A 24147-nucleotide genomic window follows, 5' to 3' on the forward strand; every position below is an offset into this window, starting at 1 on the left:
ACCATTGAGACCTCTCGACTTCCTGGGCCGGATCAAGGCCAAGCTCGGCATGGTGATCGTGCTGGCCGTGGCGGCGGCGTTCGTCGTCAACGAGGTCGGCATCAACGCCGGCTACTCGCGTGACGTGCGGGTCGCGGTGGCCGTGGTGCTGGCCCTGATCATGGTGCAGCTGCTGGCCAGGGGGATGACCAGGCCGCTGCGCGAGATGGCCGCCGCCGCGCAGACCATCGCCAAGGGACGCTACGGCCTACGGGTCAGCGCCACCTCCCGGGACGAGGTCGGCGAGCTCGCCCGGGCCTTCAACGCGATGGCGGCCGACCTGGGAGAGGTGGACCGGCAGCGGCGCGAGCTGGTGGCCAACGTCAGCCACGAGCTCCGCACGCCGATAACCGCACTCCGCGCGGTGCTGGAGAACGTGGTGGACGGCGTCTCGGCACCCGACCAGGCGACGCTGGAGACGGCGCTGGCCCAGACGGAACGGCTCGGCCGGCTGGTGGCCCAGCTCCTGGACCTGTCCCGGCTGGAGTCGGGCGCCCGGCTGATCGAGCTTGAGGACGTCGAGCTCGCGCCGCTGTGCGGCCAGGCGCTGCGCGAGGCCGTGCTGGCCGGCGGCGGGGTCACGGCCCGTTGCGAGGTGCCCGAGGGGCTGAGCGTCCGGGCCGACTCCGACCTGCTGGCCCAGGTGCTGGCGAACCTGCTGGACAACGCGGTACGGCACAGCCCCGACGGCGGGGCCGTGGTGCTGTCGGCCGCCGCCGAGGGGACCGGGGTACGGCTGCGCGTGACCGACCAGGGCCCCGGGATCCCGGCCGAGGACCGGGCCCGGGCGTTCGAGCGCTTCTCCCGCCTGGACGCCGGCCGTGCCGCCGACGGTGGCGGTGCCGGTCTCGGGCTGGCCATCGCCAGGGAGATCGTCGAGCTCCACGACGGCTCCATCCGCGTCGAGGACGGCGCCGGCTGCCGCGTCGCGGTAGACCTTCCCGGAAGGGTCACGACGGCCCTCCGGCCCGCGTCCCCCGCCTCCGGCCTCCCGGCGTCCGCGTCCGAGCTCCCGCCGGCCGCCGCCTCCGAGCCCCTCGGGTCTTCCGCGTCCGGGTCTCTGGTGTCTTCCGTCTCCGGTCCCCCGGCGTCCGTGTCAGCGTCAGAGCTTTCGCCGGTCGCTGCCTCCGGGTCCCTCGGGTCTCCCGGGTCCTCCGTGCCCGGGTCTCCGGTGTTTACCGCCTCGGGTCTCCCGGCGTCCGCGTCCGCGCTCCCGCCGGCCGCCACTTCAGGGTCCCTCGGGTCTCCCTCTTCCGTGTCCGGGTCTCCTGGGTCCTCCGCCTCCGGCCTCCCGGGGTCCGCGCCCGAGCTCTCGCCGGCCGCCGCATCCGAGTCCCTTGAGTCTCCCGGGTCCTCCGCCTCCGGGGCTCCCGTGTCTCCCGTGCCTGAGCCTCCTCCGGCCGCCGTCCCCGGGTCCCTCGGGGCTCCCGGGGCCGGGTCCCTCGTGCCTTCCACGCCCGGGACCTTCCCGTCTCCCGCCCCCGGGGCGGTCAGGCCCGTGCCGTCCGCCCCGGGCGGCCCCGGGCCCGGGCACGCGGGCGTCCCCGTGCGTCCCGTCCCGCGGGCCGCCGGGCAGGTTCCGGTGCGCAACTGGGGCGGGGCGGTCGCCGGCGTCCTCCTCGGCGGGCTCGTCGGCCTTCTCTGCGGCGGGGTCGTGGGGATCGCCGTCGGGCTCATGGTGCCCGTGCTGGGCGCGCTGGCGGGCGTCGGCGTCACAGTGGTCGGCGGGTTCATCGGCACGGTCATCGGCGCCACCACGGTCTCGGGCGAGGCTTGGAACGCCTACGGGCCGCCCGCCCATCTCCCCTCGGCGCAGCCGCCCGCCGTGGGGCGCCCCGCCGTACCGGGGCCGGGCGGCGCGGGGCCGGGTGCCGGGCCGGTGACGGGGGCCGGGCCCCATCCTCACGGAGGCGGCCCGCCCGGAGGTTACGTGGCACCGCCGATCTTCCCGAGGCCGGAGCTGCCGCCCACTCCCCGCTGGCTGCTGCCGGTGTGCGCCGGGGTCGGGCTCGTCGCGGCGGTCGCGCTGCCCTACAGCGCCATGGGGCTGGGGTTCGTGCTCGTCGCCGTCGTCATGGGGGCGGCGCTGCTGCCGGCCGTGCGCCAGAGGGTGACCCCGTGGTCGGCGGGGCTGGGGGTGCTCGCCTACGGGCTGGTCGCGGTGGCGGTGTTCAGGGACGCGGACTGGCTCGTCGGGCTGCTCCTGCTGGCGGGGTTCCTGCTGGCCGCGCTCGCCCTGTCGGGGGCCGGGGCCGGCTGGCTCGCGGTGGCCAGGGGCGGTGTCTCGGTCGTGCTGGGGCTGCTGCCCGCGCCCTGGTTCCTGGCCGCGCCGATGAAGTCGGTGCGGGGGACGGCGCTGCGCAGGCGGGTGGTGCCCGTGCTCGTCGGGATCGGCCTGAGCGTGGTGCTGGTGGTGGTGTTCGGGGCGCTGTTCGCCTCGGCGGACGCGGTCTTCGCCGCGGCCGTCGAGCGGGTGTTCGCGGCGCGGGGCTGGGCGGACTCGGTGCCGCTGCGGATCCTGCTGTTCGCGGTGTTCGGGGTCCTGGCCGCCTCGGCGGCACTGGTGGGCCTGCGCCCGGCGGCGCGGCCGCAGGCTCCGGGCCTGCGACTGAAGGTGAGCCGTGGCCTCTGGGTGACCCCGCTGGCCGCGCTGAACCTGCTGTTCGCGGTGTTCGTGGCGATGCAGCTGACGGTGCTGTTCGGCAGCTCCCGCTGGGTGGTGTCCGCCACCGGGCTGACCTACGCCGAGTACGCCCGCTCAGGGTTCTTCCAGCTCGTCGTGGTCAGCGTGTCCGTGCTGGCGATCGTGGCGGTCGCCGCGGGGGCGCTCGGGCTCGCGGGGCGCGACCGGTGGCTGATGGCGGGGCTGCTCGGCGTGCTCTGCGCGCTGACCATGGTGATCCTGGTCTCCGCGCTGCACCGGCTGGGCCTGTACGTCGAGGCGTACGGGTTCTCGCGGCTGCGGGCCTCGGTGGGGGCCGCCATCTGGTGGCTGGGCGCGGTCTTCGCGCTGATCCTGATCAGCGGTGCGGTACGGCTGACGCGGCGCGGGGGCGCCGGGTGGCTGCCCAGGACCCTGGTCGCGATGACCGGGGTGGCGCTGCTGGCGTTCGCGGTCTGGAACCCGGACCTGCGGGTCGCCGAGACCCAGCTCGCCGTCCGGGGCGTGGACCGGATCGACCAGGACTACCTGGGCGGTCTCGGCGCGGAGGCCGTACCGGCGCTGGACCGGCTGCCCGAGCCGGCCCGCAGTTGCGTGCTGCGGGAGGTGGTCCGGGACAACGGCCTGTCCGCACCCGATCCCTGGAACGGCTGGAACCTCGCCCGGCAGCAGGCGCGGGAGCTGCTCGGCCGGCGGCCGGTGCGCACGGACGTCACCTGCCCCCGGACGCTCTCCCGGCTGGACATCCCCTACCAGGACTGAGGCGGTACGGCTCCCGCCGGCGGGCGGGAGCCGTACCGGACGGGCGGGTCAGGGCACCCAGTGGTTGCCGGTCACCGTGATCATGACCTGGAGCTGGATGCTGGTGGAGAAGTAGTCGTTGGAGGTGAACGGGGTGGTCAGCATCTTGTTCCACAGGGCGTCCAGCCAGGCCTGGCTGCCGGAGTCGGTCATCGCCGCCACCGCGAACGGGGCGAAGTAGGCCGGCTCGCTGCCGCTGGAGATCTGCGTGCCGTTCAGGGAGTAGCCGACGGCGATCTTGTTCGGGTCTCCGCCGGTCTTGCCCTTGATCCAGGTGTTCAGCTTCCGCGCGGCGGCGAGCGACTTGGCGTCGCCGCTGGTCACCGCGTCGGCGCCGATCCGCCACGGGTCACGGCAGGCGTTCCACCAGTACTTGCCGTCGTTGGGGTCCTCCAGGACCTTGCCCGGGGCGGGCTTCGGGGTGGTGTTGGTGTTGACCACGAAGTCGGCCAGCAGGCCGGTGCCCGCGGCGTAGGTCGCCTGCTGGGAGGCGATGAGGTTCTGGTGGTTGGCGCGGATGGTGTCCCAGGTCGCGTCGCCGGTGGCCGTGCGGAACGCCCTGAAGTGATCGATCATCCAGTCCGAGGAGCGGCTGATCCAGTAGTACTGGTCGCCGGAGCTGGTCCAGTCGCCCAGCTTCATCAGCTTGGTGGTCGGGTTGACCTCAGCGGCCTTGATGGCGTTGATGTGCTTGATCGCGAGCTGCTTGTAGTCGTAGGCGCCCGCGCTGCCCCACTGCCGGTCGGCCAGGAGCAGGCCGTAGGCGACGTCCAGGTCGCCGTCGGTGGCGGAGTCGCCGCCGTTGACGCTCTTGCAGGAGGTGTCCTGCTCGGCGGCGAGCAGGCCGGGGGTGACCGACGAGGGGTGGGCCAGGACGTACTTCAGCAGGCCGTCGAAGATCTTCTTGGCGTCGGGGTCGGCCCCCGCCATGGTGGCGGCGATGACCATGCCGTAGCCCTGGGCCTCGGCCACGTACGGGTGGTCGGCGTCGGGGGAGATGATCTGGTACCAGCCGTTGCCGCAGTTCTGCTTGACGAAGGCGGCCTTCCAGCGCTTGTAGTAGTCGACCACCTTCTGGTCGAGCGCGGCCTGGCTCCCGCCGGGCCGCAGCATCCCGGAGGCGTAGGGGATCGTGTGGCCCCCGAAGGGCACGGCCGGTCCGCCGGAGGTCGGGGTCGGGGTCGGCGTGGGGGTCGGGGTGGGGGTGCCGCCGGTGCTGCCGTAGACCTCCATCTCGTACAGCGAGTAGCCGTAGGCGGTGCCGCGGGCCGTGCCGTACAGCCGGACGTAGCGGCCGGTGCCGGACAGGGCCAGGTCGTCCACGGCGCCGTCGCCGGAGCTGGTCGAGTAGACGTCGGTCCAGGCCGAGCCGTCGGCCGAGGTCTGGATCCGGTACGCCTTTCCGTAGGCGGCCTCCCAGGTCAGCTTGACCCGGGAGATCGTGGCGGACTGGCCCAGGTCGACGCGGAGCCACTCGGGGTCGTGGCCCTCGGCGGAGGCCCAGCGGGTCGAGCCGTCCGCGTCGAAGGCGTTGCCCGGGGCCAGCGAGGAGTCCTCGCTGGAGGAGGCGGTGGCCGGACGGCCCTGGGACAGGAGGGAGTCGGCGGCGAGGCCGGGCGGCGCCGCCAGCACGGACACCGACGCGATCAGGGCGAGCGCCAGTGCCGGAACGAGGATGGTCGAGGGGTGACGGAGACGCGGTCTCGCATGCACAGGGTCCGCCCTCTCTGCGGTCATCTAGTTAGGAAAGGTTCCTAACTAGATGAAGATGGCATCATTCCTGCCGCGCCGAGGTCAAGGGGTGGGGGGGCCTAATTATCGCCGTCCGGGACCGTCCGGAGCCGTCCGGCCCGGCGCCGGGCCGGGTGGAGGCGTGCCTGGATGCATGGGGTTCCCGGTGAATGATTGAATCCCAACATGTCATTCGATGTGTTGATCAAGGGCGGCCAGGTGCTGGACGGCACGGGCTCCCCGGCCTTCCGGGCGGATGTCGGCATCACCGGAGACCAGATCGTCGCGGTGGGCCGGCTGGCCGGGGCGGAGGCCGCGACGGTGATCGACGCATCAGGCCGGCACGTCATGCCGGGCCTGATCGACTGCCATGCCCACGGCGATGCCCTGGTGTTCGACCCGGGGGTGCAGCTCGCCGCGCTCCGCCAGGGGGTGACCACGTTCGTCCTGGGCCAGGACGGCCTGTCCTTCGCCCCCGCCTCCACCCCGGAGACCTTCGCCTACGCCACCCGCTACTTCGCCGCGGTCAACGGGACCCACCCGTCGGCCGACGGGCCGCTGAGCGTGCGCGAGCTGCTGGACGGCTACGACCGCGCGACCGCGCTGAACACCGCCTACCTGCTGCCGCACGGCACGATCCGCTACGACGTGATGGGCGCCGCCGAGCGGGCCGCGACCCCCGACGAGCTGGCGGGGATGCTCGCCCGCGTCGAGCGCGGTCTGTCGGAGGGGGCGGTGGGGCTGTCCACCGGACTGGAGTACGCCCCCGGACGCTACGCCGACGCCGAGGAGATCGCCGCGCTCTGCGCGCCGCTGGGCGCCCTGCCGTACGTCACGCACATGCGCGGGTACGGCGCGCAGGCCGGGACGGGCATGGCCGAGGTGACGGACATCGCCCGGCGCTCGGGCGCCGCCGTGCACGTCTCGCACTACCACGGTCCGGCCTCCGCCCTGCTGCCGCTGGTGGACCAGGCCCGGCTCGACGGGCTGGACGTCACCTTCGACACCTACCCCTACCTGCGCGGCAGCACGATCCTGGCGATGGTCGCGCTGCCGTCGTGGATCCCGGCCGCCGACACCGACCGGGCGCTGGAGCTGCTGGAGTCCGAGCCGGTCGACTGGGACTCGGCGCTCTGGCCGCGGATCACCTTCTCCCACGTGCCCGGGGCCGAGTGGGCCGAGGGGCTCTCGCTCCCGGAGGCCGCCGCCAAGGCCGGACTGGAGCCGGGCGAGTTCTGCCGCCGCGTCCTGATCGACACCCGGCTGGAGGCCGGCTGCGTGACGGCCCGCCCCGACGAGGGTCCCGAGGGCGAGGAGTCGGTGCGCGCGATCCTGCGCCATCCGGCGCACACGGGCGGCTCCGACGGCATCTACGTCGGCGGCCACCCCCATCCCCGAGGCTACGGCGCCTTCGCCCGCATGCTGGGCCACCACGTCCGCGAGACCGGCGACTGGACCCTGGAGCAGGCCGCCGTCCACCTCGCCTCCCACCCGGCCCGCCGCTTCGGTCTCGCCGGCCGGGGGCTGGTCCGCGCCGGGCAGACCGCCGACGTCGTCGTCCTCGACTCCGGGGCGGTCTCCGACCGGGCGACCTACGCCGCCCCGCGCACCCTGGCCGTCGGCGTCGGCGACGTCCTCGTCTCCGGCGTCCCCGTCCTGGCGGGAGGAGAGCTCACCGGGGCCACCCCCGGACGGGCGCTGCGGCCCTGAGGATAGGGTCCACCAGAGCGGACGAAGGGGGCATCGCATGAAGGGGATCGTGGATCCCGGCAGGGCAGTCGGATCGTCGCTGTTCGGAGGGGCGTTCAGCTTCCCCGTCATGGTGGCGCACCGCAGCGCGCTGGAGCACAACATCGCGACGCTCGCGGCCTTCGCCGCCGAGCACGGGCTGATGCTGGTCCCGCACGCCAAGACGACCATGTCGCCCCAGCTCGTCCGGGCCCAGCTCGACGCCGGGGCGTGGGGGCTGACGGTCGCCACCCCCAGCCAGGCGCTCACCCTGCGCGAGTTCGGCGTCTCCCGGATCATCATCGCCAACCAGGTCTTCGACCCGGCGGGGCTCGACGCCCTCGCGGCGCAGCTCGCCGAGGACCCGTCGTTCGAGTTCCTCTGCTTCGTGGACTCGGTGGCCGGGGTGGAGACGCTCGCCAAGCACGCCGGGGCCAGGCCGTTCCGGGTGCTGGCCGAGCTCGGGCACGAGGGCGGGCGGGCCGGCAGCCGCACACTCGGCCAGCTGCTGGAGGTCGCCGCGGTGGCGCAGGCGGCCGACGGCGTGGAGCTCGCGGGCGTCGCCGGGTACGAAGGCTCGCTGACGTCGGCCGCGGAGGTGCGGGCCTACCTGCACCGGATGCTGGAGGCGCTGGAGCACCTGCGGGTGCGCGACCCGATCCTGTCGGTGGGCGGGAGCCAGTGGTTCGACGTGATCGGCCGGGAGCTCGCCGCCTGCCAGGCGAGGATCATGCTGCGCAGCGGCGCCTACGTCACCCACGACGACGGCTACTACCGCGAGCGCACGCCCTACACCCGGATCGGGGGCGAGCTGCGGGCCGCGCTGGAGATCTGGGCGCACGTGCTGAGCGTCCCCGAGCCGGGCCTGGCCGTCGTCGGGTTCGGCAAGCGGGACGCCCCCTTCGACGAGGGCCTGCCGGTGCCCCGCGGGGCCGTCGCCGACGCCACGGTGCTCAAGATGCAGGACCAGCACGCGGTCCTGCGGCTCGCGCCGGACTCGAAGGTGAAGCCGGGAGACCTGGTCTCGTTCGGCATCTCCCACCCGTGCACCGCCTTCGACAAGTGGCGGGTCATGCCGGTGGTCGACGACGACTACATCGTCGTCGACCTGATCGACACCTATTTCTGATCTCTGAGCGTTTTCCCCGGTCGCTGATCCCAGCGATTCCCGTTGTTCCCGGTTAACGGTTAAAGGAGTGGTGACATGAGTGGCAAGCAGGAGCTGCGGACCGACGAGGGCGCGGCGCCGGTCGGGGCCTATTCGCAGGGCCTCGTGGTCGGCGACTTCGTCTACACCTCGGGCGCGGGCCCCCTGGACCCCAAGACCGGCGAGGTCGTCGGGGCGGACGTGGCCGAGCAGACCCACCAGGTGATGCGCAACCTGGGCGCGATCCTCGCCGCCCACGGTCTGGGCTTCGACGACGTGGTGAAGTCGACCGTCCACCTCCAGCACCTCAAGCGGGACTTCGCCGCCTACAACGAGGTCTACAAGTCCTACTTCACCCAGCCGTACCCGGTCCGCACGACCGTCGGCTCCGACTTGATGGACATCCTTGTCGAGATCGACTTCGTGGCCTACAAGCCGCGTTAGAGTCTGACCGACTGCGTGGGAGGGCGGCGGCTTGGACAGCTCGCTATACGTCTATGTGGAGGACGTGCGCGGGGAGGGCCTGGACAAGGTCCTCGACCGCATCACCGGATACGGCGTGGCGGGCGTGACCGTGGCCGCTGCCTACCACTGCGCCCGTGACGTCACCCCCCACGGCCGCCCCCGCGTGACGATCCGCAGGGACGGCGCGCACTTCACGCCGCCCGAAGACCTGTTCGGCGAGCTGCGCCTGGTACCGCCCGTCCAGGAGGGCGCCGGGGAGCAGCCGCTGGCGGCGCTGCGCCTGGCCACCGCCGAGCGCGGCCTCAAGCTGCACGGCTGGACCGTCTTCCTGCAGAACACCACGCTCGGTCTGGCCAACCCCGACGTGACCGTGCGCAGTTGCTTCGGCGACCGGGGCTCGCCCGCCGACCTGTGCCCCTCCCACCCGGACGTCCGCCGCTACGCGGTCGCGCTGGGCCGGGCGGTGGCCAGGCAGGGGGTCGACAGCGTGGTCGCCGAGGCGCTGCACTTCGGCACCTTCGGCCACGGCTACCACCACGAGCGCAGCTTCGTCCCGCTCGGGCCGATGGACGTCTTCCTGCTCGGCCTGTGCTTCTGCGACTTCTGCATGCGCCGCGCGGCCGACCTGGGCGTCAACGCCGAGGTGGCGCGCGAGGAGTGCGCCAGGGTCGTGGGCGGCGTGCTCGACGGCGACCCGCCCGCGCAGGGCGAGGTGACCCGGGCGGCGCTGACCGCCTACGCCGGGCCCGAGGTGGTCGCCTACGCGCGGGCCCGCTCGGAGGTGGTGACCTCGCTGGTCTCGGAGGTCTCCACGGCCGTCAGCGCGGAGGGCTCCAAACTGGTCTTCCTCGACGCGACGGGTGCGGTCAAGGGCTACGCCGAGGGCCTGCCCTCGGGAGGGCTCGCCGCGCACGACTCCTGGCAGCTCGGCGTGGACCTGGTCGCCCTCGGCGACCTGGTGCCCTCGCTGGGCGTGCTCGCCTACGCCCGCGACGCCGGCAGGGTCGGCGACGACGTGGGCGCCTACCGCCGCTCGACGGGCAAGGACAAGGAGCTGCGGGTCGTGCTCCGGCCCGGCCTGCCCGACACCGACTCGGCCGACCGGCTCGCCGCCAAGGTCCGGGCCGTCCGGGCCGCGGGGGCCGACGCGGTCGACTTCTACGCCTACGGGCTCATGCCGTACCCGATCCTCGACCGCATCCCGGGCACGCTCGCGGACTGACCGCCGGGTCTGAGTCGATCCGGCTTTGGGTGTGTTCGCGGACCGGCCGCCGGGTCTGAGCCGATCTGGCTCCGGGCGTGCCCGCGGACCGGCCGGGCCCACGCCCGGGGCGCGTTCCCGGACCGCCCGCCCGGGTCCTCAGCGGCGGCCGGCGCGCTCTCGGGTCAGGCCGTCGAGGACCGTGCTCACCGCCTCCGCGGCGAAGCCGTCGTCGAGGGGGAGCCCCCGGAAGACCGTGCGCAGCCACACCGCGCCGGCGAGCAGATCCATGATCAGCATCGGGTCGGCCGTGCCGGGCAGCTCGCCGCGCCGCCTCGCGCGCTCGAAGACGGCCTCCTCTCCGGCGAGCCGGTCGGCGAAGAAACGCTGGACCGCCGCGGCGAGCTCGGGATGGTGTACGGCGGCGCCGAGCGCGGCCACCGCGACGTCGGCCGCCGGGGGCCGCGTGAGCAGCGCGGCCATCCCGTGGACCAGCGCCTCCAGGTCCGTCCTGAGGCTGCCGGTGTCGGGCGGCTCCATCGCGAGCAGGTCGGCCTCGACCAGCGCGGCGGCGAGCAGCGCCGCCTTTGACGGCCACCACCGGTAGATCGTGGTCTTGTTGACCCCCGACCGCTCGGCCACCCCCTCCACGGTCAGCCCCTCGTAGCCCTTGGCGGCGAGGAGTTCGAGCGTCGCCTGGAGGATCTGCTGTTCCTTGCGCGGTGCCATGGGGCCGAGTGTAGCAACGCAACGGTGCGTTGTGTTTCAATAAGTGCAACGCACCGTTGTATTTGGAGGTCAGTGATGCCGCCCGTCGTCCTTGTCCACGGGATCCGCGTCAGCGGGACCATGTGGGGCCCCGTCATGTCCCGCCTCGACCGGCCCTCCGCGGCCGTCGACCTGCCGGGCCACGGGACCCGTCGCGGCGAGCCGTTCTCGATGGACGCGGCGGTCTCGGCTGTGGCCGACGCGATCGACTCCCTCGGCGGACGGGCGCTCGTGGCGGGGCTCTCGCTGGGCGGCTACGTCGGCATCGCCGCCGCCGAGCGCCTCCCCGGGCGGGTGGCCGGGCTGGTGGCCATGGGATGCACGGCCCGCAACGCGTCGACGGCGTGGATCTACCGGTCCGTCGCCGCGCTCGCCGCGCGCGACCCCGCCCGTGCGGACCGGATCAGCTCCCACGTCCTCCGGCGCGTCCTGCCCGGCCCGGCCGGCGCGGCGATGGTGGCGGGAGGGCTGTCGTGCGAGGTGCTGCCGCAGGCCGTCGCGGCCGTCGCCGAGCACGACCAGCTCGCGGCACTGGCCGCCTACCCCGGACGGGTGTGGCTGGTCAACGGCGCCCGCGACCCGTTCCGGAGCGACGAGCGGGCCTTCCTGCGCGCCTGCCGGGACGGGCGGCTGATCCTGATCCCCCGCCGCGGGCACCTGGGCGTGCTGCGGGACCCCGGGCCGCTGGCCCGCCTGCTGGGGGACCTGTGCGATCAGCTCGACCGGCCGGAGAAGGCGGTCGCGGCGCCGAGTCCCAGATAGACGATCCCGCTGAAGCGGCGCAGCAGGTCCGACCGGCCGCGCAGCCGCCCGCCGAGCGCGCCCGCGCCGGCGGCGTAGACCATGTCCGAGATCAGGCCGAGGAGCAGGAGGGTGCCGCCCAGCAGGGCGATCTGCAGCGGCACCGCCCCCGCCTCCGGACGCACGAACTGCGGCAGGAATGCCAGGAAGAACAGGACCACCTTGGGGTTGAGCACGTTGACGACCACGCCTTCGAGGAAGATCGCGCGCAGCGGCTGCGGCGTGGCCTCCTGGGCGGTTAGCTCCTGCTTGCCGGTCAGGGTCCGCACACCCAGATAGACCAGGTAGGCCACTCCGGCCCATTTGATCACGTTGAAGAGCGCGGCGGACCGGGCGATCACGTAGGACAGTCCGGCCGCCGCCGCGGCGATGTGCACCAGGGTGCCGACCTCCACGCCGAACGCGCTCGCCAGCCCGGCGGCCCTGCCCTGGGCGATGGCCCGGGCGGCGATGTAGAGATGGTTGGGGCCGGGCACCAGGACCAGCGCGAGGGACGCCACGATGAAAACCAGGAATGTCGACATGGAGACCATGGCTCCGACATTAGAGGCGCCCTGATCCCCGCCACGAAGGCCATTCGCGGGCGCCGTCGGTGGACCATTCGGCCCGATGTCGGCAGACCGTGACATACTCCCGGCGTGGAGTGGCAGAAAGGGCAAAGTGCTCTGATCGGGCGGTTGGCGGAGCTTGATCGCCTGGTCGCCGTGCTCGACTCGGCAGCCGGCGGGCTGGCGGGGGTGGCCCTCGTGGGGGGCGACGCCGGCATCGGCAAGACCCGGATGGTGACAGAGCTGAGCGAGCGGGCCGAGGCGGCCGGCTTCGCCGTACTGGTCGGGCAGTGCGCCGAGCTCGGCGACGCGCTGCCGTACCTCCCGCTGGCGGACGCCCTGCGCGACGCGCGGGGTGAGCTGCGCGCGGCGCTCGACGCCCGGCCCGTCCTCGGGCGGCTGCTGCCCGGCGGCACCGACCTCGGCCCGGAGACCGCCTCCGCCCTCACCCAGCAGCAGCTCTTCGGCTCGATGCTGGGGTTCCTGGCCGCGCAGCCCGTGCTGCTGGTCCTGGAGGACCTGCACTGGGCCGACCAGTCCACCCGCGACCTGCTGGTCTTCCTCAGCCGGATGCTGCAGACCGAGCGCGTCTGCCTGGTCGGCACCTACCGGACCGACGACCTCCACCGGCGCCACCCGCTGCGCCGGGTCCTGGCCGAGCTCAAACGTCTCCCCCTGGTGACGGCGGTCGAGCTGAGCCCGCTCGACCGCGGTGAGATGGCCGACTACCTGACCTCCCTCGGCGGCGGCGACGCCCGGATGATCGGCGAGGTCGTCGACCGGGCCGAGGGGAACCCGTTCTACGCCGAAGAGCTCCTGGAGGCCGCGATCGAGGGCTCCTCGATGACCGACGGCCTGACCAGCCTGCTGCTCTCCCGGGCGGAGCTGCTGTCCGACGCCGCCCAGCAGGTGCTCCGGGGGGCCGCCGTCGCGGGCCGGCGGGTCGACCACGACCTGCTCCGGGAGGCCTCCGGCCTGGAGGAACTGGCCTTCGAGGAGGCCATGCGGGAGATCGTCTCACGCGGGCTGCTCCGCCCCAGCGGGGAGTACGGCTACGCCTTCCGGCACGCCCTGCTCCAGGAGGCCGTCTACACCGACCTGCTGCCGGGCGAGCGGACCCGCATGCACTCCGCGTTCGCCCGCCTGCTCACCGCCCGCAGCGGCGCCGCCGCCGAGCTCGCCTACCACTATCTGGCCGGGCACGACCTCGCCGAAGCCCTGTCCGCCTCGGTCGAGGCGGGCCGGCGGGCCGAGCGGCTCGGCGCCCCCGCCGAGGCCCACCGCCACTTCGAGCAGGCGCTCGGCCTGTGGGACCGGGTCCCCGGCGCCGAAGCCCTGGCCGGGATGGACCGCGTCCGGCTCGTGCTGCGCACCGCCGCCGCGGCGGCCGACATGGGAGACAACCACCGGGCCACCGCCCAGGTGCGGGAGGTCCCCCCGACGGCCGAGTCCTTGGAAAGGCTCGCCTACTACCTCTACGACTCCGACGACGTGCCGAAGGCGATCGTGGCCGCCGAGGCGGCCGTGGCCGCGGCCCCGCCCGGGACCGCCGCCCTCGCCAAGGCGCTGGCCACCCTCTCCCGCACGCTCAGCTGGGGCCCGCGGCACGCGGAGGTCAGGCCCCTCGCCGACCGCGCGCTGGAGGTCGCCAGGGCCACGGGGGCGAGCGACGCGGAGAAGGGGGCGATGATCGTGCTGGCCTCCTGCGCGGAGTTCGAGGGCGACCGCGCCCTGGCGGAGGAGCTGTTCGGATCGGTCGCCGTCCAGGGCTCCGGCGACCTGGCCATGGACCTGCGCGCGATCTTCCACCACGCCCGGACCCAGTTCGAGCGCGGCTCCATGGCCACCGCCGCCGTGACCGCCGATCGAGGTGTGCGGCTGGCCATGGAGTCCGGGCTCTCCTGGAGCACCTACGGCACCGACCTGCGCTTCCTCCAGTTCCTGATCCACTACATGGCGGGGGAGTGGACGCAGGCCCGGGAGACGGCGGCCGGGTTCGGCGTGCGCGTCGGCAAGATCCCCGAGGCCATCCTCTCCTCCTTCGCGCTGTTCATCGAGGTCGCCATGGGGACGCCCGCGGTCGAGGAGCGGCTGACCTGGCTCCGGCCGTTCTGGTCGGACGCCCTGGTCGCCTACATGTCCCGGGGCATGGCCGCCGAGCACGCCCTCTGGCGGCAGGACCCCGGGGCCGCCCTGGAACACGCGACCGCGGTCCTGGGAGCCATGGACCCCGCCGACGCCGGCAACATCCGCATCGGCGCGGTCGCCCTCTGGGCGCTGGCCGACCTGGGCCGTACCGACGGCGCCGACGAGCTGCTCGCCCGTGCGCGGCGGGCGGCCCGGCCGGGGATGGGGTTCGAGGGGCGGGCCTGGCTGGCCCGGGCGGAGGCCGAGTGGCACCGCGTGCACGGCCGTGCCGACGTGGAGGCGTGGCGTGCGGTGGTCGAGGCGTTCGACGTCGGGTTCGTCTACGAGGCCGCGCGCGCCCGGTGGCGGCTGGCCGAGGCGCTGCTCGCCTCGGGCGGACGCGCCGAGGCGCTGAAGGAGTGGGAGCGGGCCGTCGCGGACGCCACGTCACTGGGCGCCAAGCCGCTGGGCGAGGCCCTGGCGGAGCTGGGCCGCCGGGCCCGGTTCACCTCGGCGCAGCCGGGTGTGCTCACCGGCCGGGAGCAGGAGGTGCTCACGCTGGTGGCCGAGGGCCTGCCCAACCGCGAGATCGGCGAGCGGCTGTTCATCGCGCAGAAGACGGTGAGCGTGCACGTGTCCAACATCCTGGGCAAGCTCGGCGTCTCCTCCCGCACCCAGGCCGCCGCCCTGGCCCGTAAGGAGGGACTGATCTAGCCGCTGCGGGTGGCCAGCGCCAGGTCGCGGACGACCTGGATGAGCTCGGCCGGGTCGAACGGCTTGGTGAGATAGGCGTCGACCCCGATGCCGAGCCCCCGGCGCTTGTCGTCCTCCTGCGCCCGCGCGGTGATCAGGACCACCTTGATGTGCCGGGTCCCCTTGTCGCCGCGCAACCTGGTGGCGGTCATCCACCCGTCCAGCCGGGGCATCATGACATCCAACGTGATCACGTCGGGCATCACGTCGAGCACCCGGTCCAGGCAGTTCTGCCCGTCGTAGGCGGTCTCCACCTGGAACCCCTCCAGGGTCAGGTTGACCGCGATCAGCTGTCGGATGACCTCGTCGTCATCCACCACCAATACCTTGCCCAGAACCTCGCCCACGGCCGTGAGGCTAACTCTTCGGAGCCGGGTCACGCGCGGTTTTCGGCGGATGCGTACGGACGACTGTCCACCGAGGGCAGGTCCCGAAGGGGCGGAGACCGGTTTCCCGGGGATGCCGCAGGTTCCCCGATCTTCCCCTGGGCCGTCACCCGAGCCTCCTCCACAGGAGGCCCGGGCAGGGGCGGTGAGGGGTCTCCGGGCGGGGTGGGGGAGTTGTGGGCGGTGAGGGGTCTCCGGGCGGGCGAGGGAGCTTACGGCAGGCGGGATGGACGGGACGGTGATGATCCCTCGTTACGCGTCCTCGGACCCGCAGTTTCTCCTTGGATCACCCTCCACTTGGATCACCCTCCACGGCTGTGGACAGCCCGCTGGGCGTCCACAGAATCCGGTTCGGCTCCTTGGGGAAGGCCCCGTCCCGCACATCCTGAGGCCTCGATCGTTCATCGAGCCCAGGGAGGGCACGCATGATCACGACAATCCTCACCGCCACCGTCCTCATGGCGACCCTCGCGGGGAGCCCCGAAGTGCCCGCGGCCCGCCCCTGCGCGCAGGCCGCCGAGGGCTGGAGGCGGCTGCTGGCCGAGATGGAGCTGCCGGCCGGACTCCGGAGGTGGCTCGGAGAAAGGGGCCGGGCCGCGCTCACCGGCGCCTGCGAGGCCGCCCGCACAGGCTCGGGTTCCCCGCCCCGGGCCGGCCAGGCCGCGACGGACAGTGCCCTCTCCGCCACGGGAGGCGCCCTCTCCGCCATGGGCGGTGCCCGACCCACGAGCGCCTCCGGCACCCCCGGAGACGCCGTCCCTCCGGGTTCCGGGTCTCCCGATGTCACCGTCCCTCCGGCCTCCGGGTCTCCCGATGTCACCGTCCCTCCGGGTTCCGGGTCTCCCGATGTCACCGTCCCTCCGGCCTCCGGGTCTGCTGGGGGTGCCGTCCTTTCCGGCTCCGGATCCTCCAGGGGCGCTGCCTCCATCTCCGAGTCTCCCGACGTCACCGTCTCCTCCGGCTCCGGGTCTGCTGGGGGTGTCGTCCCCTCCGCCTCCCCTGATGTCGCAGCCCCCTCCAGCTCTCCGCCTCCCTCGCGAGTCCGCCAGCCGGCCGTCGTCTCCTCCGCGGAGCCGGAGGTGTCTCCTTCCCCGGCTGCCTCCTCTCGCCCCTCGGCCGCCCCCTCTTCCCGTCCCTCGGCCACGCCCTCTCGGCAGCCGGACAGGCCGTCGCCGGGGCAGACGGCGGCGGCCGCGGCGCTCCGCCAGATCGGCAGGCCGTACGTCTGGGGCGGAGGCTCGACCGCGGGGCCGACCGGCGGCGGCTTCGACTGCTCCGGCCTCGCCCTGCACGCCTGGTCCAGGGCGGGAGCCGCGCTCACCCACTACACCGGCAGCCAGTTCAGGCAGGGGCGTCGCGTGCCGTTCTCCCAGCTCCAGGCCGGAGACCTGGTCTTCTTCGGCGGCGGCACCGGAGACCCCACCCATGTGGGCGTCTACGTGAAGGACGGCGTCATGGTGCACGCCCCCAAGCGCGGTGACGTCGTCAAGACGACGGACTTCGCCGCCTCCGCCTACTACCGCTCGCGCTACCGAGGGGCGGTCCGCCCAACCCCCCGGACGACCACCAGGTAAAGACCGACGCCCCCAGATCACCGACTTCGCGCTGCGAGTGTCTGTTCACCTCAAGATGCTGGTAATCTAATCACTCGTTGGCCCCCTTAGCTCAGGGGATAGAGCACCGGCCTCCGGAGCCGGGAGCGCAAGTTCGAATCTTGCAGGGGGCACACCAGCCAGGCCGACCCGAACATGGGTTGATCTGCAGCTAGAACGCCGAAACGGGCGGGACTCCAGTCTCACGGAGTCCCGCCCGTTCTCGTTGACGCTCACTGGCTGTGGACCAGGTGTGGACCATGATCATGTCGCTGCTCACCCACGCGAGCTCGTGACCGCGTCCGAGGCAGGCCAGTCCCACGTCTCACACCACGGGTGCTCGGCCGTAAGGCCGCCGGCCTTCGCGACGGTCGAACGGCCCCCAGCCGCGCTGAGAGCCGTTCGCCGCGTCCAGGGAGCGGGAGATCAGACGCCGAACGCCGCCGGGTAGCGGATGACGCCGCTCGGGACCGGCCGTTCAGGGTCGAGGGCGAGCGCCATCATGTACTTGTCCTCGACGTCGAAGGGCGGGCGGATGCCGTACCCGGAGGCCGGGGTGAAGCCGAAGCGCGGGTAGTACTCGGCGTGGCCGAGCACAACCACCAGGTTCTCGCCCTGCTCGCGGGCGGCGCGCAGAGCGGCGCGGATGGCGGCGGAACCCGCGCCCCGCCGCTGATGTTCGGGCTTGACGGCGCACGGGCCCAGGGCGAGGGCGGGTGAGTCGCCGACGTGGCAGCGGGTGAGCAGCGCGTATCCGGCGAGATCGCCGCCGGGGGCCTCGGCCAGCCAGGACATGCCGGGCAGCCACGCCTGCGGGTCGGCCCGCAGCGCCTCGATGAGGTCGGCCTCGTGCGGGCTGGGGAAGGCAGCAAGGTTGATGTCGCGGATGGCGGCGACGTCGCCGGCGCTCTCGGGGCGGGTGGTCCAGGAAGGGGTCATGGTCGGGTCCGTCTCCTTGTCCTTCTGCGGATGCAGGACATAGCCGGTGTACTGGTAGTCCGCGCCGTGCTCGCGGCGCATGGTGATCTCTTGCAGGGTGGACGCGACCGCCTGGCGCATCCCGGGTACGGCCAGGTCGGCCGCGTGGGCGCGCTGTGACAGCGGCGTGTAGTACTCCTCGAACCAGTCGCGGTCGGGGAGCGGATACGCCGCGGCGACGGCATACCCCGCGGCGTGCGCCGCGGCGATGTTGCGCTCCCGTGTGCGCAGCGGATACGCCTGATCCCAGAACGCGCGGGCTTCGGCGGAGGGGGAGTCGGTGCTCCATTCGCATTCGGTGACGACCAGCCGGCCACCCGGGGCGAGCAGCCGCCGCCAGGAGCGCAGCGCGGTGTCGAAGCCGATGATGTACGCGGATCCTTCGGCCCAGATCAGGTCGGAGCTCCCGTCCGGGAAGGGCAGGTCCGCCATCGACGCCCGTACGGTGTGGACGACGAGGCCGCGGTCGGCGGCGGTCCGTGCCAGTCCGTCGAGGTACGGCTGATGCAGGTCGACCGCGGTGACCTCGGCGCCGGCCTGGGCCAGCACCAGTGAGGAGCGGCCCGGCCCGCAGCCGATGTCCAGCACGCGCGGGCGCGGCGCCAGCGGCCCGGCCAGGGACAGCAGGTGGCGGGTGGTCGCGTCGGAGCCGGGGCCTTGACGTGCCAGGTTGTCGTGCAGGGCGAAGAGCGCCGCCACTGTGGGGTCGCCGATCGGGTCGTGCGGGCTTTCGGGCATGGTGGCGCGGGCTCCTGGTGGACGATGAGCGGTCGGGGAGGTCGGTGGGACGCGGCCGGTCATGGCTGCTGGTCCCGGAACCTGTAGGTGGCGCGCAGATGACTGGTGATGGCCTTCTGCCGGTTGACGCGCTCGTCGCGCAGCCGGGCATCGGTACGTGAGGCCGCCCAGGCGTTCTCCCGTTGCAGCTTGCGGTAGCTGCGCAGGCGACGTTCGGGCAGCTCACCCGCCGCGATGGCGGCCTGGACCGCACATCCTGGCTCGGTGCCGTGGGCGCAATCGCCGAAGCGGCAATACGCGGCGAGGTCTTCGATCTCGGCGAAGACCTGCTCCAGGCCGTCGGCGGCGTCGTGCAGGCTGATCCCGCGCAGGCCGGGCGTGTCGATGAGGACCCCGCCGCCGGGCAGGGGGAGCAGCTCGCGGCGGACGGTGGTGTGGCGGCCCTTGCCGTCCTGCGCGCGTACCGTGCCGGTGGCCAGCAGCTCCTCGCCGAGCAGTGTGTTGCCGAGGCTGGACTTGCCCGCACCCGAGGGGCCGAGCAGCACGGTGGTGCCGCGCACCAGCGCGGCCAGCACGTCGATGTTGTGACCCGTGGCGACGCTGGTGACCAGGATGTCCACGCCAGGTGCCAGCGCGCCGGCCTCGGCGTGGACGGCCTCGGGATCGTGGGCCAGATCCGCCTTGGTCAGGACGATCACCGGCTGCGCCCCGCTCTCCCAGGCCAGGGCGAGCAGCCGCTCCAGTTTGGCCGCGTCCAAGGGCGTGGCCAAGGACAGGGCGATGACGACCGTGTCGACGTTGGCGGCGAGCACCTGCCCGTGGGAGGACCTGGACGCCGACGAGCGCACGATCGCGCTGTGCCGCGGCAGCAGCGCCACCAGGTGCGGCTCGGCGCCCGGGCGCAGCGCGGCCCAGTCGCCGGTGCAGGGAGTCAGGAGCGGGTCGGGCGGGTACGGCGCGGCGAACGTGGCCCGTGTCGGGCCCGACACGGTGATCGCCGTGCACAGGCCGCGATCGACCCGGGAGACCCGGGCCGGCACGAGGCCCGCTCCGTGATGTTCGGTGAAGGTTCGGTCGAGTGCGTCGGTCCACCCGTACCGGGACAGGCCGGATGGATCGGTGTATGTGTGTGGCAACGTGAGACCCTTGCGGAGAAGGGGCCCCGACGAGACGCGGACATCACCCCGCCCGCTGAGCCGGGTGGCTCAAGGCCGGGGGGAAGAAGTGGGTCAGACCGGGGCCCGGGACGTGAGGTTGGCCCGGGCGCTGCGCATGGCAGCGGTCTTCACCGCGGTCATCAAACCTCACCTCCCTCCCACGCCGATCCGATACCGAACGGACGGCAGCCTAGCACCCCGGTCAGGGGAGTTGTACCGCTGCCGTACCCGCGCGGGCCCTGGCCGGGCGGCCGCGTTGACGGTGTACTTGCAGTTCCTGGAGCCGCGTCATCAGGTCGAGCCGCACAACGGTCACAGGACCGCGTACCCGGTACTTCCCGGGAAACCGGTGCTCAGTGCGGCCTGCTTGCCCGCGTCGAATTCCGTCCGGAGCCGGTTGGGTCCGGCGTCGATCCGGCGGTGGGGTAGTCGGCCGAGCGGCTCACGTCGGCCCATTTCTCGGTTTCGGCGGCGCGGATCTCGGCGGCTTTCCGGGCGGAGGCAACGGCGTCGCTGCCGAGGAGGAGCCGTCGGGGTGGGTCGTCGTCGCGGACGACGTCGATGATGATCCTGGCGGCACGGGCGGGGTCGCCGGGCTGGGTGCCGTCGGTGTCGCGTCGGTAGCGGTGGATGGCGCCCACGGTCTGCTCGTAGTCGGGGCCGACGGGGTGGATCTCCATGGAGGAACCCTGCCAGTCGGTGCGGAACGCGCCTGGCTCGACGATGACGACCTTGATGCCGAAGGGGGCGACTTCGCTGGCGAGGACTTCGGAGAAGCCTTCGACGGCGAACTTCGCGGTCTGGTAGGCCCCCATTCCCGGGGTGCCGCCGACGCGCCCTCCGATGGAGGAGAACTGTACGAAGACTCCTGATCGTTGGGCGCGCAGGACGGGCAGGGCGGCCCGTGTGACGTTCACGACGCCGAAGAGGTTGGTCTCGATCTGGGCGCGGAAGTCGTCTTCGGCCATCTCCTCGATCGGTGCGCTGTTGCCGTAGCCGGCGTTGTTGACGATCACGTCGAGGCCGCCGAAGGTGTCGGTGGCCTCCTTGACCGCTCGGGAGGCTGCGGCGGCGTCGGTGACGTCGAGTGCGACCGCCCGTATCCGGTCGCCGTGACGGGCCGGCAGGTCGTCGAGTCGCTTGGGGCTGCGCGCGGTGGCGATGACCTGGTCGCCTGCTTCAAGGACGGCCTCGGTGAGGTGGCGTCCGAAGCCGCGTGACGCTCCAGTGATGAGCCATGTCTTGGCCATGGGTGTTTCCTCCGCCCGGCATTCTTTAACTGTCACATCAACGTAGCAGTTATAGATATAAAGTTCGCATTATGTGACACAAATCTCTTCATGTGCTGCAGAGGAAGCCCGTCGTCAGTCCTGGTGACAACGCCGCTCCTCGGGTAGGTCAGGGGTTCCTGTCTCCTCGGCTGTGCTGGTCCCGGTACGTCTCGAGCAGCCGCAGCCACACCTCGCTGATGGTGGGGAAGGGCGGTACGGCGTGCCAGAGGCGTTCGACGGGGATTTCGCCGGTGATCGCCACGGTGGCGGAGTGGAGGAGCTCGGCGACGCCCGGTCCGGCGAAGGTGGCGCCGACGACGGTGCGGCGATCGGGGTCGATCAGGACGCGGGCCCTGCCACGGTAGTCCGGGTCGTGCTGGAGGGCGCCGGCGACGTGGCCGAGGTCGTAGTCGACGACGTCGACGCGGCGGCCGGTGCGCCGGGCTTCGATGGTGGTGAGGCCGACGCCGGCGACCTCGGGGTCGGTGAAGACGACCTGGGGTACGGCGGCGGTGTCGGCGGTGCCGGCGTGAGGGCTCCAGCGTCCGGTGTCGAGCGGGGTGCCGCAGGCTCGGGCGGCGATGACGGCGCCGGCGATGCGGGCCTGATACTTGCCCTGGTGGGTGAGCAGGGCCCGCCGGTTGACGTCGCCCACGGCGTAGAGCCAGTCGCCCGGGGTGGCGGTGACGGTGAGGGTGTCGTCGGTGGTGAGCCAGCCTCCGGGGGGCAGGCCGACGGTCTCGAGGCCGATGTCGCCGGTGCGGGGCGCGCGGCCGGTGGCGAAGAGGATCTCGTCCGCGGTGAGCCGGCTGCCGTCGGAAAGGGTGATGCGGACCTCGCCGCCCGTGCGGGCAGCGGTGGCGACGGTCACGCCGAACCGCAGGTCGGTGCCCGCTCCGCGCAGGCGGTCGGCGACGAGTCCGCCGGCGAAGGGTTCCATCTGGGGCAGCAGGCGGGTGCCGCGGGCGAGGAGGGTGACCTGGGTGCCGAGGGCCTGCCAGGCGGTGGCCATCTCGGTGGCCACGACGCCCGCGCCGACGATGAGGAGCCGTCCGGGCGGCTGCGGGGCGCTGGTGGCTTCGCGGCTGGTCCAGGGGCGCAGGGCGGCGAGTCCGGGCAGGTCGGGGAGGGCGGCGCTGCTGCCTGTGCACAGGGCCACGGCGTGCCGGGCCCGCAGGTGGACGGTGCCGCCGTCGGGGGTGGTCACGGCCACGCGTCGTGGCCCGTCAAGGCGGCCGTGGCCGCGTCGGAGGTCGATGCCGGCCGTCTTGAGCCATTCGACCTGGCCGTCGTCGCTCCAATGCGCGGCCATGCGGTCGCGATGCGCCAGTACGGCGGCGGCGTCCAGTGGTCCGGCGGCGGCCGGGGCCAGGCCGGGTACCCGGCCGGCGTCGGCACGCAGGAGAGCGGGCCGCAGCAGGGCCTTGCTCGGTTCGCACGCCCAGTACGAGCATTCGCCGCCGACGAGCTCGCTTTCCACGATGACGGTGCTCAGTCCGGCGGCGGTGGTCCGGTCGGCGACGTTCTCGCCGACCGGACCGGCCCCGATCACGACCACGTCATAGGTACGGGTGTCTTCGCTGGTCACTGGTCCTCCATGGGTGGCCTTGTCTCGGGGTGCCGTCGGTCAGCGGCCGGGCAGCCGTTCGGTGATCTCCTGCAGGAACCAGCGGTTGCCGTCAGGGTCGGTGAACGAGGCGAAGGAGCCGTAGCTGGCACGCTGCGGGTGCGGGCCCATGACACGGCCGGTCTCGCCGGCCTGGTGGAAGGCGCCGGTGGCGTCGTGGAACGGACCGGTGACGTCGACGCCGAGGCCGGCCAGTTCCTTGTGGGCCTGCTCGATGTCGGACACGATCAGGTGCAGCCCCTGGACCGTTCCGGGTTCGGCGTCGGTGAGGCCGTCGCCGAAGATGATCGAGCAGGCGGAGCCGGGGGGAGTGACCTGAATGATCCGGTAACCGTCGTTGATGGGGAAGTCCGCGTCGAGGCGGAAGCCCAGCCGCCGGGTGTAGAAGTCCTTGGCGCGGTCGACGTCGGATACGGGCAGGACGACGACTTCGAGCTTCATGTCCATGGTTGTGATCTTCCTTTCGGCCCGGTGCTATCGGGTGGCGCGTGCGGCCTTCTCGATGACGCCGGCCACGGTCTTCGGCTGGGAGACGGCGACGGAGTGGGAGGCGCGTACTTCGATGGAGTGTGCGTGGGCGCGCTTGGCCATGTAGCGCTGGACTTCGACGGGGATGTTGAGGTCCTGGGTCGTGATGACCGCCCAGGTGGGCCTGTCCTTCCACGCGGTGGCCTCGGTCTTCTCCTCCAGGGCGGACTGGGCGATGGGCCGCTGGGTGGCGGCCATGAGGGCCGCGGTGCCGGCCGGTACGTCGGCGGCGAACTGGTGGTGGAACTTGCCGGGCTTGATGTACAGGTCGGTTCCGGTGGTGCCGTCGGGGAGGGTGAAGGGGGCGGGGTCGAGGGTGCCGGGGAGTGTGGAGCCGGGGTACTTGCCCGTCAGCTCCAGGGCGGTCTCGCCGGGGGCGGGCAGGAAGGCGGCAACGTATACGAGGGCCTTGACCTGGGGGTCGTTCGCGCCGGCGACGCTGATGACCGAGCCGCCGTAGGAGTGCCCGACAAGGATCTTGGGTCCGGCGACGTGGTCGAGGACGCTGCGGAGCGCGGCCGCGTCGTTGGCCGGTCCGCGCAGCGGGTTGGCCGGGGCGACGACGGGGTAGCCGTCCGCGCGCAGCTCTTCGATCACCGCGTTCCAGCTGGAGGCGTCGGCGAAGGCGCCGTGCTCCAGCACGATGGTCGGCTTGGCCGGCTTGGCCGGCTTGTCCGACGCGGAGGCGGGCGTGGCGGCGGCGGCGGTGAGGAGACCGATCGCGAGCGTCGACAGGGCACCCAGCATGAGCCGCCGGCTGCGTACACCCTTGATGCTGACCACGATTTTCCCCTTTCAGGAGGCTTCAGACGGAGGTGGTGGATCTGCTGCCATCACTGTCGTCAGAGAAGGACCGTGGTCACATCCGTCACTTGACGGTCAGTCACGACGGGTCGGCCGAGCCGTCGTCCAGTACCGCGACGGTGCTGGTCGACGGGCTGTCTCGCTTCACACGGCGGCCGGGTGCGCGTGTGCGCGCCTCAGCGCGTTAAGCCGTTCGACTCTTCAGTCGGGACGTGAGCACGGACGGCACCGCCCAGCCGTGGGCCGCGAAGTGCGTACATGTCCCCGTATGTGCCCGCCGGCCTGCGCCGCGACG

General features: G+C 72.9%; 18 protein-coding genes, 1 tRNA gene and 1 pseudogene. 9 read left to right on the forward strand and 11 right to left on the reverse strand.

Features of this window, described 5'->3' with window-relative positions; all coding sequences use genetic code 11:
- The first annotated feature begins 4 nt into the window (after positions 1-4).
- Positions 5-3463 carry a DUF4153 domain-containing protein gene (locus ACWDS7_RS02915; RefSeq protein WP_451927838.1) on the forward strand — a complete coding sequence of 1153 codons (3459 nt, stop codon included), beginning with the start codon at positions 5-7 and terminating at the stop codon, positions 3461-3463.
- A gap of 48 nt (positions 3464-3511) precedes the next feature.
- On the opposite strand, the gene ACWDS7_RS02920 is transcribed toward ACWDS7_RS02915, so the two are convergent.
- Positions 3512-5215: a glycosyl hydrolase family 8 gene (locus ACWDS7_RS02920; RefSeq protein WP_451927839.1), complete on the reverse strand. Its 1704-nt coding sequence runs from the start codon at positions 5213-5215 to the stop codon at positions 3512-3514.
- 204 nt (positions 5216-5419) lie between these two features.
- Here ACWDS7_RS02920 and ACWDS7_RS02925 point away from each other — a divergent pair, with 204 nt between their 5' ends.
- From ACWDS7_RS02925 to ACWDS7_RS02940, 4 genes are all read left to right on the forward strand, one after another.
- Entirely contained in the window at positions 5420-6943 is a 1524-nt protein-coding gene (locus ACWDS7_RS02925; protein WP_451927840.1) for an N-acyl-D-amino-acid deacylase family protein, read from the forward strand.
- A gap of 37 nt (positions 6944-6980) precedes the next feature.
- Positions 6981-8090, forward strand: a complete 1110-nt coding sequence (locus tag ACWDS7_RS02930) for an alanine racemase (protein WP_451927841.1) — start codon at positions 6981-6983, stop codon at positions 8088-8090.
- A 75-nt stretch (positions 8091-8165) separates the two neighbouring features.
- The gene (locus ACWDS7_RS02935; protein WP_433253001.1) at positions 8166-8552 is read left to right on the forward strand and encodes a Rid family detoxifying hydrolase; all 387 of its coding nucleotides are present in this window, start codon (positions 8166-8168) and stop codon (positions 8550-8552) included.
- 31 nt (positions 8553-8583) lie between these two features.
- Entirely contained in the window at positions 8584-9795 is a 1212-nt protein-coding gene (locus ACWDS7_RS02940; protein ID WP_451927842.1) for a hypothetical protein, read from the forward strand.
- A 138-nt stretch (positions 9796-9933) separates the two neighbouring features.
- Here ACWDS7_RS02940 and ACWDS7_RS02945 read toward each other — a convergent pair whose 3' ends face one another.
- Positions 9934-10503: a TetR/AcrR family transcriptional regulator gene (locus tag ACWDS7_RS02945; RefSeq protein WP_451927843.1), complete on the reverse strand. Its 570-nt coding sequence runs from the start codon at positions 10501-10503 to the stop codon at positions 9934-9936.
- A 75-nt stretch (positions 10504-10578) separates the two neighbouring features.
- On the opposite strand from ACWDS7_RS02945, the gene ACWDS7_RS02950 reads away from it, so the two are divergent.
- Entirely contained in the window at positions 10579-11304 is a 726-nt protein-coding gene (locus tag ACWDS7_RS02950; RefSeq protein WP_451927844.1) for an alpha/beta fold hydrolase, read from the forward strand.
- Here the strand turns inward: ACWDS7_RS02950 and ACWDS7_RS02955 are convergent.
- Positions 11256-11867, reverse strand: a complete 612-nt coding sequence (locus ACWDS7_RS02955) for a LysE family translocator (RefSeq protein ID WP_451927845.1) — start codon at positions 11865-11867, stop codon at positions 11256-11258. The genes ACWDS7_RS02950 and ACWDS7_RS02955 overlap by 49 nt on opposite strands.
- A 153-nt stretch (positions 11868-12020) precedes the next feature.
- Between ACWDS7_RS02955 and ACWDS7_RS02960 the strand changes: the two genes are divergently transcribed.
- Complete coding sequence (locus ACWDS7_RS02960) at positions 12021-14732, forward strand: helix-turn-helix transcriptional regulator (protein ID WP_451927846.1); 2712 nt, start codon at positions 12021-12023, stop codon at positions 14730-14732.
- Here the strand turns inward: ACWDS7_RS02960 and ACWDS7_RS02965 are convergent.
- Positions 14729-15118: a response regulator transcription factor gene (locus tag ACWDS7_RS02965; RefSeq protein WP_306858693.1), complete on the reverse strand. Its 390-nt coding sequence runs from the start codon at positions 15116-15118 to the stop codon at positions 14729-14731. The two genes, ACWDS7_RS02960 and ACWDS7_RS02965, sit on opposite strands and share 4 nt — an antisense overlap.
- Positions 15119-16236: 1118 nt before the next feature.
- Between ACWDS7_RS02965 and ACWDS7_RS02970 the strand changes: the two genes are divergently transcribed.
- Together ACWDS7_RS02970 and ACWDS7_RS02975 are read left to right on the forward strand one after the other, a co-directional pair.
- Positions 16237-16731, forward strand: coding sequence for a C40 family peptidase (locus ACWDS7_RS02970; protein WP_451927847.1), 495 nt, complete (start codon positions 16237-16239; stop codon positions 16729-16731).
- 80 nt (positions 16732-16811) lie between these two features.
- Positions 16812-16883 (forward strand) — tRNA-Arg (locus ACWDS7_RS02975).
- A 292-nt stretch (positions 16884-17175) separates the two neighbouring features.
- On the opposite strand, the gene ACWDS7_RS02980 is transcribed toward ACWDS7_RS02975, so the two are convergent.
- From ACWDS7_RS02980 to ACWDS7_RS03010, 7 genes and pseudogenes are all read right to left on the reverse strand, one after another.
- Complete coding sequence (locus ACWDS7_RS02980) at positions 17176-17688, reverse strand: GNAT family N-acetyltransferase (protein ID WP_451927884.1); 513 nt, start codon at positions 17686-17688, stop codon at positions 17176-17178.
- Between the two features lie 300 nt (positions 17689-17988).
- A pseudogene (locus ACWDS7_RS02985) lies at positions 17989-18528 on the reverse strand (class I SAM-dependent methyltransferase); the annotation flags it as partial.
- The gene (rsgA, locus tag ACWDS7_RS02990) at positions 18525-19505 is read right to left on the reverse strand and encodes a ribosome small subunit-dependent GTPase A (protein WP_451927848.1); all 981 of its coding nucleotides are present in this window, start codon (positions 19503-19505) and stop codon (positions 18525-18527) included. The pseudogene ACWDS7_RS02985 and the gene rsgA, both read right to left, overlap by 4 nt.
- Before the next feature lie 470 nt (positions 19506-19975).
- Positions 19976-20872 carry an oxidoreductase gene (locus tag ACWDS7_RS02995; protein WP_451927849.1) on the reverse strand — a complete coding sequence of 299 codons (897 nt, stop codon included), beginning with the start codon at positions 20870-20872 and terminating at the stop codon, positions 19976-19978.
- Between the two features lie 148 nt (positions 20873-21020).
- A complete protein-coding gene (locus ACWDS7_RS03000) occupies positions 21021-22481 on the reverse strand; it encodes a dihydrolipoyl dehydrogenase family protein (protein ID WP_451927850.1) in 1461 nt (486 codons plus the stop codon).
- A 39-nt stretch (positions 22482-22520) separates the two neighbouring features.
- Positions 22521-22961: a VOC family protein gene (locus ACWDS7_RS03005; RefSeq protein WP_451927851.1), complete on the reverse strand. Its 441-nt coding sequence runs from the start codon at positions 22959-22961 to the stop codon at positions 22521-22523.
- 33 nt (positions 22962-22994) lie between these two features.
- Entirely contained in the window at positions 22995-23831 is an 837-nt protein-coding gene (locus tag ACWDS7_RS03010) for an alpha/beta fold hydrolase (RefSeq protein ID WP_451927852.1), read from the reverse strand.
- Positions 23832-24147 lie beyond the last annotated feature (316 nt).

Source organism: Streptosporangium sp. NPDC003464 (genome assembly GCF_053588315.1).

What these genes read in the sequence shown, in the direction of transcription:
- ACWDS7_RS02925 (WP_451927840.1), top strand. Translation starts at nt 5,420, where the DNA reads ATGTCATTCGATGTGTTGATCAAGGGCGGCCAGGTGCTGGACGGCACG.
- ACWDS7_RS02930 (WP_451927841.1), top strand. Translation starts at nt 6,981, where the DNA reads ATGAAGGGGATCGTGGATCCCGGCAGGGCAGTCGGATCGTCGCTGTTC.
- ACWDS7_RS02935 (WP_433253001.1), top strand. Translation starts at nt 8,166, where the DNA reads ATGAGTGGCAAGCAGGAGCTGCGGACCGACGAGGGCGCGGCGCCGGTC.
- ACWDS7_RS02945 (WP_451927843.1), bottom strand. Translation starts at nt 10,503, where the DNA reads ATGGCACCGCGCAAGGAACAGCAGATCCTCCAGGCGACGCTCGAACTC.
- ACWDS7_RS02950 (WP_451927844.1), top strand. Translation starts at nt 10,579, where the DNA reads ATGCCGCCCGTCGTCCTTGTCCACGGGATCCGCGTCAGCGGGACCATG.
- ACWDS7_RS02955 (WP_451927845.1), bottom strand. Translation starts at nt 11,867, where the DNA reads ATGTCGACATTCCTGGTTTTCATCGTGGCGTCCCTCGCGCTGGTCCTG.
- ACWDS7_RS02980 (WP_451927884.1), bottom strand. Translation starts at nt 17,688, where the DNA reads ATGACCCCTTCCTGGACCACCCGCCCCGAGAGCGCCGGCGACGTCGCC.
- ACWDS7_RS02995 (WP_451927849.1), bottom strand. Translation starts at nt 20,872, where the DNA reads ATGGCCAAGACATGGCTCATCACTGGAGCGTCACGCGGCTTCGGACGC.
- ACWDS7_RS03005 (WP_451927851.1), bottom strand. Translation starts at nt 22,961, where the DNA reads ATGAAGCTCGAAGTCGTCGTCCTGCCCGTATCCGACGTCGACCGCGCC.